Raw genomic sequence first — 12,549 nt, 5'->3', positions numbered from 1 at the left:
GTGAGTATCATCAGGCACGGACAACGTTGAAGCTGCGCAAGGCTACAGAATATCCCGTGGATGCAAAAGATGATTCTGACCTGCGTCACGGGTTGCAACCCGGAACTGGGCGAGCTCAAATCGCGGGCAAAAAAAAATCCGGAAATCCTCACTTGCGTGGGCCTTCCAGACTTTTAAAACTGCTACAAAAATGGTGGGTCGTGTGGGATTCGAACCTACGACCAATTGGTTAAAAGCCAACTGCTCTACCAACTGAGCTAACGACCCGCTGTGTGGTGGCGCGTATAATACTGATTTTTAAGGACTATTCAACACCTAATTTGAAATAAATCAAAAATAAGGTGTTGGGTCGCTGATTCCGGCCACCGCAAAGCCTTCTGCACGCAGTCGGCAGCTGTCGCATTTACCGCATGCACGGCCGTTATCGTCGGCCTGATAGCAGGAAACAGTCAGCCCGTAATCAACACCCAGCTTCACACCTGCCTGGACGATCTGCGCCTTGCTCAGGTTCTGCAGTGGCGCCTGAATACGGAAGCCCTGCCCTTCTACGCCGGCCTTGGTTGCCAGATTGGCCATGCGCTCGAAAGACTCGATGAAGTCGGGACGGCAGTCCGGGTAACCGGAGTAATCCACGGCGTTCACACCAATAAAGATGTCACGCGCGCCCAGCACTTCAGCCCAGCCCAGAGCCAGGGACAGGAACACCGTGTTGCGCGCCGGCACGTAAGTTACCGGGATGCCTTCGCCCGGCACTTCCGGCACGTCGATGCTGCTGTCGGTCAGTGCCGAACCGCCGATACCGTTCAGGTTCAGACCGATGACCTTGTGTTCGACAACACCCAAGTCTCGGGCGACACGTTCGGCGGCGTGCAATTCGGCGTGAGACCGCTGACCATAATCGAAGCTCATGGTGTAGCAGCTGTAACCTTCAGCACGAGCCATCGCCACAACGGTCGCGGAGTCGAGGCCGCCGGACAGCAGGATGACTGCACGTTTTTCGGTAGTGTTCAGTTGTTCAGTCATTTCAGCGCCCCGGCTCGTCATTCCAAAGATATTTATGCAGCTGCAATTGCAGACGCACTGGCAGGTTGTCCGCCACCACCCAGTCAGCCAGGTCCCGAGCATTGAGGTCATGGTGACTTGGCGAAAACAGGACTTCACCGGCGCGCTGATCCAGACCGTACTGGATCAGCTTGGACACGGCCCAGTCATAGTCTTCCCGCGAGCAGATGACGAACTTCACCTGATCGTTGCGCGTGAGCAGTTCGATGTTCTCGTAGCGGTTGCGATGGGCTTCTTTCGAACCCGGGGTTTTCAGGTCGACGACGCGACTGACCCGTGGATCGACCGCCGAGATATCCAGGGCACCGCTGGTTTCCAGCGAGACCTCGTAACCGGCGTCACACAACTGCTTGAGCAATGGGATGGCGTTGGGTTGTGCCAGCGGCTCGCCGCCGGTGACACAGACATAACGCGGACGAAAACCGGCCACTTGCTCAAGAATGTCGTCGAGCGTACGAATGGTGCCGCCAGTGAATGCATAAGCGCTGTCGCAGTATTGGCAACGCAATGGGCAACCGGTCAGGCGCACAAAAACAGTGGGCAGCCCGGCAGTCCGCGTTTCACCCTGCAACGAGTAGAAAACTTCGGTGATTCTCAATGTGTCTTGCATAGTCGCCACGGGCATAACAGCTAAACAGGCTGTCCGCCTCCGTCAGGCACTTCAAGGAACCCCGCCACCGCGCAGATCCCAAAAAGCGTGTTTCATAAAAAGGGCGTGAATTCTAACGAAAAAACCCGCGACAAGCGCGGGTTTCTTCGAAACAGGTCAAGCAGCTTTACATTTTTTGCAGATCACGCTGAGCCAGCTGAGCAGCGGAAGTGCCCGGGTATTGCGACACGACCTGTTGCAGAATGCCTTTGACCTTGTCGGGATGACCGAGGCGGCGCTCTACATCAGCCAGCTTGTACAGCGAATCAGGCACCTTTGGATGCTTGGGGTACAGCTGTGAAACCTTGGCAAAAGCCTGACCTGCACCTTGCAGATCGCCTTTGGCCAAATTCACTTCGCCCAGCCAGTACTGGGCATTACCCGCGTACTGACTGTTCGGGTACTTGCGCAGGAATGCGGCAAACGCCTGGCTGGCCTTGTCGAAATCCTTGGCTTTGATCAGGTCGAAGGCTGCATCGTAATACAGTTTTTCCTTCGCCGGATCAGCAGGTTCGCTACCCGCGGCAGGTGCTTGAGCGGCTGCCGCTCCTGCGGCTGCGCCCGCTGCTGCACCGGGGGCATTCAAACTGCCACCGGTGGAAGAATTATCAGGAGTCGCGGCTGGTGCAACGCCGGTTCCTATGCGCCGATCAAGATCCTGATATCGCTCCAGGTTCTCTTGCTTCATGCGCGCTACATCATTTTGCAGAACTTCGATGATGCCTTGTTGGCGCGAGATCTGCTCCTGCATTGATTGCAGTTGGTTGAACAGCTCGCCCTGTGCCGAGACAGGGGCCGAAACCCCTCCCCCGGCATAGGCGCCGTTCGTACCGTAACCCGCAGGCGGATTACTAGTCCCGCTATTGTTATAGCCGGAGTCGTTATCGACCACAGGAACCGCAGCCCACACCGCAAGCGGTGCGAGGCTGAGAGCCAAAACAGTTACAGCACGACGGCACGTTCGCATGACGAATTACTTACGCAGTTCGACGCGACGGTTTTGAGCCCAGGACTGCTCGTCGTTGCCGGTAGCAACTGGACGCTCTTCGCCGTAGGAAACCAGTTCCAGCTGAGCTGGGGAAACACCTTGCAGTACCAGGTAACGCTGAACGGCTTTCGCACGACGCTCGCCCAGTGCCATGTTGTACTCACGAGTACCACGTTCGTCGGTGTTGCCTTCCAGAACAACGCGAGCGCCGTTTGCTTTCAGGTCCTTGGCGTGAACGTCCAGAGCGCGCATGGCTTCTGGCTTCAGGTCCGAACTGTCGTATTCGAAGTAGAAAGTGGTGATTGCGCGCAGAGCAGCTTCTTCGCTCAGGGAGCCGTCAACTGCACCAGTGTTTGCGCCGTAACCAGCGTTTGGATCTACAGCGCCTTCACCGGCATTGTCGCCGCCTTTGGACGAGCAACCTACAGCTACAGCCATGGCCAGAGCCAGCGCAGCAAATTTACCAAACTTCAGCATTTCCATCGTGAAACTCCTAATGAACCCCAGTGTGTTAAGTACAACGTGTAGCGCCGCGTCAGTTCAGGTAAGGGGACCAGGAAGGTTCTCTGACTTCGCCTTGTGCGGTAGGAAGCGGGAGCCTTACGCGTCCATTAATGGACACGAGCATCAAGACTCCCCGGCCCTGCTGGCGGGTGGCGTAGATTACCATGGTGCCGTTGGGCGCAACAGTAGGCGACTCGTCCAGAGTGCTATCAGTGAGGATTTTTACGCTTCCGCGCTGCAAATCCTGGGCCGCCACCTTGAAATTAGTGAAACCTTCCTGACGATGGATCATCACCAGGGTCTTTTCATCAGCCGAAAGTTTAGGGTTGGCGTTGTAGTTACCAATAAAGGTCACACGTTCCGCACCACCACCGCCTGCGCTGGTTTTGTAGATCTGCGGCTTGCCACCACGGTCCGAGGTGAAGTAGATGGTCGAACCATCCTTGCCCCAGAACGGCTCGGTATTGATGCCAGGACCGTTGGTGACACGCGTGATCTGACGCGAACCCAGGTTCATCACGTAGATGTCCGGGTTGCCATCTTTCGACAGTACGAATGCCAGACGATTGCCATCAGGCGACCAGGCTGGCGCGCCATTCAGGCCTTCGAAGTTGGTGATCTGCTCACGGCGACCGGTGTCGATGTTCTGCATGAAGATACGCGGACGCTTCTGCTCGAACGACACATAAGCGATGCGCTTGCCGTCCGGTGCGAAACGCGGCGACAGGATCGGCTCGCGCGATTGCAGCAGGGTCACAGCACGGGCACCGTCATAGTCCGAACGTTGCAGCGTGTAGCGAGTGTTCTTCTCGGAGAAACGCTCGGCTGTCACGTACAACAGACGAGTCGAGAACGCACCTTTGATACCGGTAAGTTTTTCGAACGACTGGTCCGCAATATAGTGCGACATGTCGCGCAGTTGATCGACGCTGCCCGACACGCTGCCGGTCAGCACTTGCTGCTCGGTGGCGACGTTGAACAGTGCGTATTGAACCTGCAGGCGACCGCCCGCAGGAGCAATGCTGCCGACCATGACGTACTGGGCACCCAGCGCCTTGAAGTCACGGAAGATGATTTCGCTGGCTTGGCTTGGCTGGCTGATCATGTTCTGTTTTGGAATCGGCGAGTAGTAACCCGAGTTGCGCAGGTCGTTACCGATGATTTCGGCCATGTCGTCCGGCAGAACGCTACCGCCCTGGTTGCCAAACGGAACGACTGCGATCGGGGTGGCCCGATCACTGCCGCTGGTGACCAGAATGTTTTTTTCATCAGCTGCCGCTATCCCTGCCAGGCAGCAGATAACGACAAGCATTCCTCGAAGAAGGTTTCTCACAAGGCTAGATCCTCAGGTGTGAATGTCATCTTGAATGAACGATACGGAGCGAAATCGCTCGGCTTCATTCCCTGCATTTCTGTCAAACGTCCAATATTCTTCACCGCTGCTACAGCCGAAGCGTCAAACGGACCATCGCCACTGGACTTGGCCACGCTGACCGAAGTCAACGTACCGTCCGGCAACATGCCGATTTGCAACACGACTGTCATGCCTTTGCGGGCCGAAGGTGGACGAGCCCAACCTTCCGCTGCACGAGCACGGATCAGATCATCGAAACTACCGGCGACTTCGTCACCCTGCTCATCCGCCAAGGCCTGCTGACGCTGCGGCGTGTCGGAAAGCAAATCTGCCAGGGCCTGAGCCTTTTTGTCTTCGGCGGATTTACGTGCCGCTTCCTGCGATTTTTTCTTCGCAGCATCGGCAGCAGCTTTCTTCTTCGCGTCTTCCGCGACTTTCTTCTTCGCGTCTTCAGCTTCAGATTTCTTCTTGGCGTCTTCCGCGGCTTTCTTCTTCGCGTCTTCGACGATCTTTTTCTTCGCTTCTTCAGCGGCCGCTTTCTTGGCCTCTTCTTCAGCTGCTTTCTTGGCTTCTTCTTCAGACTTCTTCTTGGCTATATCAGCCAATTGTTTCTCTTCGGCCTTTTTAGCTTCGGCGGTCTTCTTCGCTTCATCGGCTTTCTTGGCTTCATCAGCCTTTTTAGCCTCTTCCGCTTTCTTCGTCTCGTCGGCCTTTTTGGATTCTTCGGCTTTTTGAGCCGCATCTTCCTTCTTTTGTTCCGCGGCTTTGATCGCTTCCTGCTCGATCTTTTTCTGTTCCATCTGTTCGACTTCGGTCTGGCGCGCGGCGGATTTCTTCGCCTCACCCGCAATCTTTTGATTGGTCTGGGTGGTCGCCTGACTTTTCGATTTCAGTTGGTACAGGGTCGCCTGCACGATCGGCTTGGCCGGCGGCAGTTCCGGTGTGAAGGCAAAACTGACGAACAGCATGCCGAAAACCAGCACGTGCAAGACAAGCGCCCAGACACTAGGCCAGAAGTAGCTTTCCGAGGCGGACGGCTCTCGCATTTGCTGCATCAGGGTGCCTCGGTAATCAAGCCAACATTACCGACCCCGGCTTTCTGCAACCCGCCCATGGCGCCCATGACGGAACCGTAGTCGACGGTCTTGTCGCCGCGGATGAACACCTGGGTACGCTTGCCACCTTCAGTGCCGGCGCGAATGATTTTAGTCACGGCGTCAGTCATCTGCGGCAAGGTCATGGCCTTGTCCTGTTGCTTTTCAGTGTCGACTTCGCTGCCAAGGTTCCAGTAGTAGGTCTTGTCAGCCTTGATCGAAATGGTCAGGACCTGGGTGTTGTTGTCCTGCGGCAAGGCTTCGCTGGAAACCTTGGGCAGATCAACTTTCACGCCCTGATTGAGCATCGGAGCGGTCACCATGAAGATGACCAGCAGCACCAACATCACGTCGATGTAAGGCACCACGTTCATCTCGGCAACCGGCTTGCGCTTTTTGCGAGCTCGAGCGATTAAAGCCATTGGAAATTACCTGCTTATTCTTCGCTGGTGTGCACTTTGCGGTGCAGGATCGCCTGGAATTCGTCGGCGAAGGTGTAGTAACGGCTCAGCAGGGTTTCGCTGCGAGCAGCAAAACGGTTGTAAGCGATAACGGCCGGGATGGCGGCGAACAGACCGATCGCGGTTGCAATCAGTGCCTCGGCAATACCTGGAGCCACAGTCGCCAGGGTCGCTTGCTGGGCAGTTGCCAGACCACGGAAGGAGTTCATGATCCCCCAGACGGTACCGAACAGACCGATATACGGGCTGACGGAACCTACGGTGGCGAGGAACGGCAGGCTCTGCTCAAGCTTTTCTTCTTCGCGGGAAATGGCGACGCGCATGGCACGGGCCACGCCTTCCATGACCGCTTCCGGGTCAACGCCTGGTTGCTGGCGCAGACGGGAGAATTCCTTGAAACCGGCACGGAAGATCTGCTCTACGCCCGAATCCGGATCAGGGTTGCTGCCGGCCTGACGGTAGAGTTTGGACAGGTCGATACCCGACCAGAAGCGCTCTTCAAAGCTCTCCAGGGCACGTCGACCGGCGCGCAGCAGATTGCTGCGCTGAAAGATCATGATCCATGAGGTCACCGATGCGGCTACCAGGATCAGCATTACCAGTTGCACCACGATACTGGCATTGCTGACCAGGCTCCACATGGAGGAATGGTCGACGACGTTAGCTTCCACGCTTTATCTCCTGCTTTGAGTGTGTACCCGCGCCGCTCACGTCGGCAAAGGCCGCACGTAGAGCTTCGGGAATGGCCCGGGGTTTCAAACTGTTAGTGCGCACACAGGCCACCAAAAACTGCCCTTCGCAGAGCAGCGCATTATCCGTGGCTCGCCTGACCTGCTGTTTGAAGCGCAGGCTGACACGGTTCAATTCGATTACTTCAGCGCTTACCAGCAGCTCGTCGTCCAGTCGCGCCGGCGCGTGGTAGCGCGCTTCGCTGGAATGCACGACGAACAACAGGTCCTCACCTGCAAGCTGGGATTGGGCAAAGCCCAGCTCCCGGAGCCGCTCGGTTCGAGCCCGTTCCATAAACTTGAGGTAATTAACGTAATACACGATGCCGCCCGCATCGGTGTCCTCGTAATAAACGCGACAACGAAGTGCGAAAGGCTCAAGCCCGTTTTGCGCGCGCATACTCTAGTGCTTACTCCTCAGGTTGCCAATCCGGCCAGGCAACTGTTTTTCATTGATTCACGGCTTTCTGGCGAAAGTACGGTCCTGAGACCGCACAAACCCCGAATAAATCAGCGCGCAAAGGTTATTAATCGTCCACGGCATCGAGGAACTCGTCTACCACGGGCATCTCGCCCAATCGTGACGGGATGTTTAAACCGAAGTGCAAGTACGCATGCCGGGTCACCACCCGCCCCCGCGGCGTACGCATGATGTAGCCCTGCTGGATCAGGTACGGTTCCAGCACGTCTTCAATGGTGTGGCGCTCTTCACTGATGGCTGCGGCGAGGCTATCGACCCCGACCGGCCCACCGTCGAACTTCTCGATCATGGTCAACAACAGACGTCGATCCTGGTGATCGAAACCACGTTCGTCGACATCCAGCAGGTTCAACGCCAGGTCGGCGATCGGTTTGGTGATGTGGCCCTTGGCGCGAACTTCGGCGAAATCCCGAACCCGGCGCAGCAAGCGGTTGGCGATCCGAGGCGTACCACGGGCACGACGGGCGATTTCGAAAGCGCCTTCCGGGTCCAGCGGCAAGCCGAGGATATTCGCCGAACGACTGACGATCGTTGCCAGGTCAGCGGTGTTGTAGAATTCCAGGCGCTGGACGATGCCGAAACGGTCGCGCAGCGGGTTGGTCAGCATGCCGGCACGGGTCGTTGCACCGACCAGGGTGAACGGCGGCAGATCAAGCTTGATCGAACGCGCGGCCGGCCCTTCGCCGATCATGATGTCGAGCTGGAAATCTTCCATGGCCGGGTACAGCACTTCTTCGACGATCGGCGAAAGCCGATGGATTTCGTCGATGAACAGCACGTCGTGTGGCTCAAGATTGGTCAACAGCGCAGCCAGATCACCCGGGCGTTCAAGCACAGGGCCCGAGGTGCTCTTGATCGACACGCCCATTTCCTGGGCGATGATGTTGGCCAAGGTAGTTTTACCCAGACCCGGCGGGCCGAAAATCAGCGTGTGGTCCAGGGATTCATTGCGCCCACGGGCAGCCTGGATGAACAACTCCATTTGCTCGCGAACGGTCGGCTGGCCAATGTACTCGGCCAGGCTGACAGGACGAATCGCCCGATCCTGGACTTCTTCGCGGTCACGAGGACCTGGCGTGGCGGTAATCAGACGATCAGCTTCAATCACTTAAATCATTCCCTTCAGGGCACGACGAATCATGTCTTCACTGCTCAAACCTTTCTCCTTGATCGCAGAAATCGCCTTGCTGGCTTCCTGCGGCTTGTAGCCCAGGGAGATCAGCGCGCTGACCGCATCATTTTCGGCGGTGGCGACCGGCGTCGTATCTGGCCCACCCGGCTGGTTTGGTACCAAAGCGAACATCGCCGGCACGGTTTCCCAGGCTTTGAAGCGATCCTTGAGCTCCACCAGCAAACGTTCGGCGGTCTTTTTGCCCACGCCCGGTACCTTGGTCAGCGCCGAGGTGTCCTGGGATTGTACGCAGCGGACCAGCTCATCGACTTCCAGGCTCGACATCAGGGCCAGGGCCAATTTCGGCCCTACACCATTGAGACGGATCAACTCGCGAAAAAAGTCTCGCTCGCGCTTGCCGAAGAAGCCATAGAGTAACTGCGCGTCTTCGCGTACGACCAAATGGGTGTGCAAGGTCAGCGGTTCACCGACCGACGGCAAGCGATAAAGCGTGGTCATGGGCACTTCCAGCTCATACCCCAGACCGTTTACATCCAGAATCAGGTGCGGCGGCTGTTTCTCAGCCAGTGTGCCGCGCAAGCGTCCAATCACGTTTCAGATCCTTGAGCGTTGGCCAGCTCAGCAGCTGGCGACTGACAGAGCAAGGGTTTTGCGCCGACGACACAGGCGCAAAACCCTCATTCCATAAAAAATTGATTGCTGATGCTATCAGAGACGCAGGCGCCCGCCACGACTGCGTGCTGTGCCCAGACCATGCGGCAACAAGCTGGAACGGGTGTGAGCATGGCAAATGGCAATGGCCAGGGCGTCCGAGGCATCGATTTGCGGTTTGCTGGTCAGTTTCAGCATGTGCATGACCATCATTTGCACCTGCTCTTTATTCGCCGCACCGGTCCCGGTCACCGCCTGTTTGACCTGGGTCGCGGTGTACTCAGCGATTTCCAGGCTTTCTTCCGCCCCGGCAACGATGGCTGCGCCGCGGGCCTGGCCAAGTTTCAGCGCAGAGTCGGCGTTGCGTGCCATGAAGACCTTTTCAATGCCCATGGTCACCGGGCCGTAGGTCTGGATGACTTCGCGCACGCCGCGATAGACGATTTGCAGACGTTCATGCAGCTCGCCGGAACCTGTGCGAATGCAGCCCGATGCCACGTACACGCAACCACGCCCGGTATCACGCACTACGCCATAACCGGTAATGCGCGAACCGGGGTCGATACCAAGAATTAAAGTCATAACGCCTGCAAAGCTAGTGCGAGTATTCGAGGTTAACTGTAGGAGCTGCCGAAGGCTGCGATCTTTTCAAATAAACGCTGAAAATCAAAAGATCGCAGGCTTCGCCAGCTCCTACCTGTACAGAGTAGGGCTTTGTGAAGGCTGCGATCTTTAATAAATGCATCAACCGAGCTGCGCGGCTACCGACTCAGGAATGTCCGCGTTGGAGTAGACGTTCTGCACGTCATCCAGGTCTTCAAGCATGTCGATCAGCTTGAGAATCTTCTCGGCGCCTTCCAGGTCGAGTTCGGCACTGGTGGTCGGCAGCATCACGATTTCCGCATCATCACCTTTGAAACCGGCCGCTTCCAGCGCGTTACGCACGGAGTAGAAACCGGCGAACGAGGTGAATACGTCGATGGAGCCGTCTTCGTGGGTCACCACGTCATCGGCATCGGCCTCCATCGCCGCTTCCATCAGCGCATCTTCGTCAACGCCTGGTGCGAAGGAAATCTGCCCCTTGCGCTCGAACAGATAGGCCACCGAACCGTCCGTACCGAGGTTGCCGCCGCATTTGCTGAACGCATGGCGAACAGCCGCTGCGGTGCGGTTGCGGTTGTCGGTCATGCACTCGACCATCACCGCCACGCCACCCGGGCCGTAGCCTTCGTAGGTCAGCTCGACCATGTCGTCGGTGTCGGCAGCACCGGCGCCGCGGGCGACCGCGCGATCAATGATGTCGCGGCTCATGTTCGCGCCGAGGGCCTTGTCCAGCGCCAGACGCAAACGCGGGTTGGAACCCGGATCACTACCGCCCTGACGGGCAGCAACGGTCAGCTCACGAATCCACTTGGTGAATATCTTGCCCTTCTTGGCATCCTGACGTTCTTTGCGGTGCTTGATGTTCGCCCACTTGGAATGACCCGCCATATCTCGCTCCGAATTCTCTTTGAAACATTGCCCGCCACGCCATGACGCGCCAGCCGACAAACAAAAATCTCGACCATTCTATAAAGAAAGGGCGCATCCGAAGATGCGCCCTTCTGGTCAGCCTTACTCAGCTTTAGGCGTTTCGCGCAGACGAATGTGCAGTTCGCGCAGTGCCTTGGCATCTACCACACCCGGGGCCTGAGTCATGACGCAAGCGGCGCTCTGGGTTTTCGGGAAGGCGATCACTTCACGGATCGACTGGGCGCCGGTCATCAGCATCACCAGACGGTCCAGACCGAAGGCCAGACCACCGTGCGGCGGCGCGCCGTATTTCAGGGCGTCGAGCAGGAAGCCGAATTTCTCTTCCTGTTCCGCTTCACTGATACCCAGCAGACGGAATACCGACTGCTGCATTTCCTTGCGGTGGATACGGATCGAACCGCCACCCAGCTCGGTGCCGTTCAGTACCATGTCGTAGGCACGAGACAGAGCGGTCGCCGGGTTGGCTTCCAGTTCTTCCGGGGTGCACTTCGGCGCGGTGAACGGGTGGTGCAAGGCAGTGAAGCTGCCATCGTCGTTCTCTTCGAACATCGGGAAGTCGACAACCCACATCGGTGCCCACTCGCACGTCAGCAGGTTCAGATCGTTACCGACCTTGATCCGCAGCGCGCCCAGGGCTTCGCTGACGATCTTGGCTTTGTCGGCACCGAAGAACACGATGTCGCCGTCAACCGCGCCAACGCGATCAAGGATCACATTGAGGTTGGCCTCAGGGATGTTCTTGACGATCGGCGATTGCAGACCTTCAACGCCTTTGGCGCGTTCGTTGACCTTGATGTACGCCAGGCCCTTGGCACCGTAGATGCCGACGAACTTGGTGTAGTCGTCGATCTGCTTGCGCGGCATGCTCGCCGCGCCTGGAACGCGCAAGGCGGCAATGCGGCATTTCGGGTCGTTGGCAGGGCCGCTGAACACCTTGAAGTCGACTTCTTTCAGTTGATCGGCAACGTCAACCAGTTCCAGCGGGTTACGCAGGTCCGGCTTGTCGGAACCGTAACGACGCATGGCCTCTTCGAAGGTCATGTGCGGGAAGTCGCCGAACTCCAGGTCCAGCACTTCCTTGAACAGGTTGCGGATCATTTGTTCGGTGATGCCCATGATCTCTTTTTCATCGAGGAAGCTGGTCTCGATGTCGATCTGGGTGAATTCCGGCTGGCGGTCGGCGCGCAGATCTTCGTCGCGGAAGCACTTGGCGATCTGGTAGTAACGGTCGAAGCCGGCGACCATCAGCAGCTGCTTGAACAGCTGTGGCGATTGCGGCAAGGCGAAGAAGCTACCTGCGTGAGTACGGCTCGGCACCAGGTAGTCGCGAGCGCCTTCTGGCGTGGCGCGGGTCAGAATCGGCGTCTCGACATCGAGGAAGCCGTTCTCGTCCAGGAAGCGACGGATGCTGGTGGTCATGCGCGAACGCAGACGCAGCTTCTCGAGCATTTCCGGACGACGCAGGTCGATGAAGCGATAACGCAGGCGGGTTTCTTCGCCGACGTCGGAGAACTCGTTGAGCGGGAACGGCGGGGTTTCCGCTTCGTTCAGTACTTCCAGCTCGTAGCCCAGCACTTCGATCATGCCCGACGCCATGTTGGCGTTGCCGGCACCGGCCGGACGCAGGCGAACCTTGCCGGTGACCTTGACCACATATTCGCTGCGCACGCGATCGGCGGCGGCGAAGGTTTCAGCGCGGTCCGGGTCGAACACCACCTGGGCCAGACCGTCACGATCACGGATATCGAGGAAAATCACCCCACCGTGGTCACGGCGACGGTGAACCCATCCGCAAAGGGTAATTTCCTGGCCTTCCAGGCTTTCGTTCAGTTGGCCGCAATAATGGCTGCGCATCATGGTAGTGGTTTCACTTCTCGTAATTCGAAATTCGGTTGGAGACCTTGCTCATATC

14 protein-coding genes and 1 tRNA gene are annotated in these 12,549 nt (G+C 57.6%); all 15 read right to left on the bottom strand.

All coding sequences use genetic code 11. The features are described from left to right. Positions 1-191: 191 nt before the first annotated feature. Positions 192-267, bottom strand: a tRNA-Lys gene (locus ACA059_RS06410). Positions 268-330: 63 nt separating this feature from the next. Next, positions 331-1,023: a 7-cyano-7-deazaguanine synthase QueC gene (queC, locus tag ACA059_RS06405; protein WP_497633141.1), complete on the bottom strand. Its 693-nt coding sequence runs from the start codon at positions 1,021-1,023 to the stop codon at positions 331-333. 1 nt (position 1,024) lies between these two features. Further along, positions 1,025-1,672 (bottom strand): 7-carboxy-7-deazaguanine synthase QueE, encoded by a 648-nt coding sequence (gene queE / locus ACA059_RS06400; protein WP_129437837.1) that lies wholly within the window; start codon positions 1,670-1,672, stop codon positions 1,025-1,027. 166 nt (positions 1,673-1,838) lie between these two features. Next, positions 1,839-2,678: a tol-pal system protein YbgF gene (gene ybgF, locus ACA059_RS06395; RefSeq protein ID WP_223430315.1), complete on the bottom strand. Its 840-nt coding sequence runs from the start codon at positions 2,676-2,678 to the stop codon at positions 1,839-1,841. 6 nt (positions 2,679-2,684) lie between these two features. Beyond that, positions 2,685-3,182 carry a peptidoglycan-associated lipoprotein Pal gene (gene pal, locus ACA059_RS06390; protein ID WP_003178634.1) on the bottom strand — a complete coding sequence of 166 codons (498 nt, stop codon included), beginning with the start codon at positions 3,180-3,182 and terminating at the stop codon, positions 2,685-2,687. 52 nt (positions 3,183-3,234) lie between these two features. Continuing rightward, complete coding sequence (gene tolB, locus ACA059_RS06385) at positions 3,235-4,536, bottom strand: Tol-Pal system beta propeller repeat protein TolB (protein ID WP_074879460.1); 1,302 nt, start codon at positions 4,534-4,536, stop codon at positions 3,235-3,237. Then, a complete protein-coding gene (tolA, locus tag ACA059_RS06380; protein WP_348127402.1) occupies positions 4,533-5,612 on the bottom strand; it encodes a cell envelope integrity protein TolA in 1,080 nt (359 codons plus the stop codon). Before tolA ends, tolB begins: the two co-directional genes overlap by 4 nt. Then, positions 5,612-6,064, bottom strand: coding sequence for a protein TolR (gene tolR / locus ACA059_RS06375; RefSeq protein WP_161807482.1), 453 nt, complete (start codon positions 6,062-6,064; stop codon positions 5,612-5,614). Before tolR ends, tolA begins: the two co-directional genes overlap by 1 nt. 23 nt (positions 6,065-6,087) lie before the next feature. Then, positions 6,088-6,783, bottom strand: coding sequence for a protein TolQ (gene tolQ, locus ACA059_RS06370; RefSeq protein ID WP_046049659.1), 696 nt, complete (start codon positions 6,781-6,783; stop codon positions 6,088-6,090). Next, positions 6,773-7,240, bottom strand: coding sequence for a tol-pal system-associated acyl-CoA thioesterase (gene ybgC / locus ACA059_RS06365; protein ID WP_008147372.1), 468 nt, complete (start codon positions 7,238-7,240; stop codon positions 6,773-6,775). The genes tolQ and ybgC overlap by 11 nt, the downstream gene beginning before the upstream one ends. Before the next feature lie 127 nt (positions 7,241-7,367). After that, positions 7,368-8,429: a Holliday junction branch migration DNA helicase RuvB gene (gene ruvB, locus ACA059_RS06360; protein ID WP_046049660.1), complete on the bottom strand. Its 1,062-nt coding sequence runs from the start codon at positions 8,427-8,429 to the stop codon at positions 7,368-7,370. Then, positions 8,430-9,044 carry a Holliday junction branch migration protein RuvA gene (ruvA, locus tag ACA059_RS06355; protein ID WP_046049661.1) on the bottom strand — a complete coding sequence of 205 codons (615 nt, stop codon included), beginning with the start codon at positions 9,042-9,044 and terminating at the stop codon, positions 8,430-8,432. A gap of 117 nt (positions 9,045-9,161) precedes the next feature. After that, complete coding sequence (gene ruvC / locus ACA059_RS06350) at positions 9,162-9,686, bottom strand: crossover junction endodeoxyribonuclease RuvC (protein ID WP_008147379.1); 525 nt, start codon at positions 9,684-9,686, stop codon at positions 9,162-9,164. Between the two features lie 162 nt (positions 9,687-9,848). Continuing rightward, positions 9,849-10,595: a YebC/PmpR family DNA-binding transcriptional regulator gene (locus ACA059_RS06345; protein ID WP_497633140.1), complete on the bottom strand. Its 747-nt coding sequence runs from the start codon at positions 10,593-10,595 to the stop codon at positions 9,849-9,851. A 123-nt stretch (positions 10,596-10,718) separates the two neighbouring features. Next, positions 10,719-12,494, bottom strand: a complete 1,776-nt coding sequence (gene aspS / locus ACA059_RS06340; protein WP_497633139.1) for an aspartate--tRNA ligase — start codon at positions 12,492-12,494, stop codon at positions 10,719-10,721. Positions 12,495-12,549: the final 55 nt, after the last annotated feature.

This window comes from Pseudomonas sp. LBUM1647 (assembly GCF_059716175.1).
This window is presented reverse-complemented; position numbering and strand designations above follow the sequence as displayed.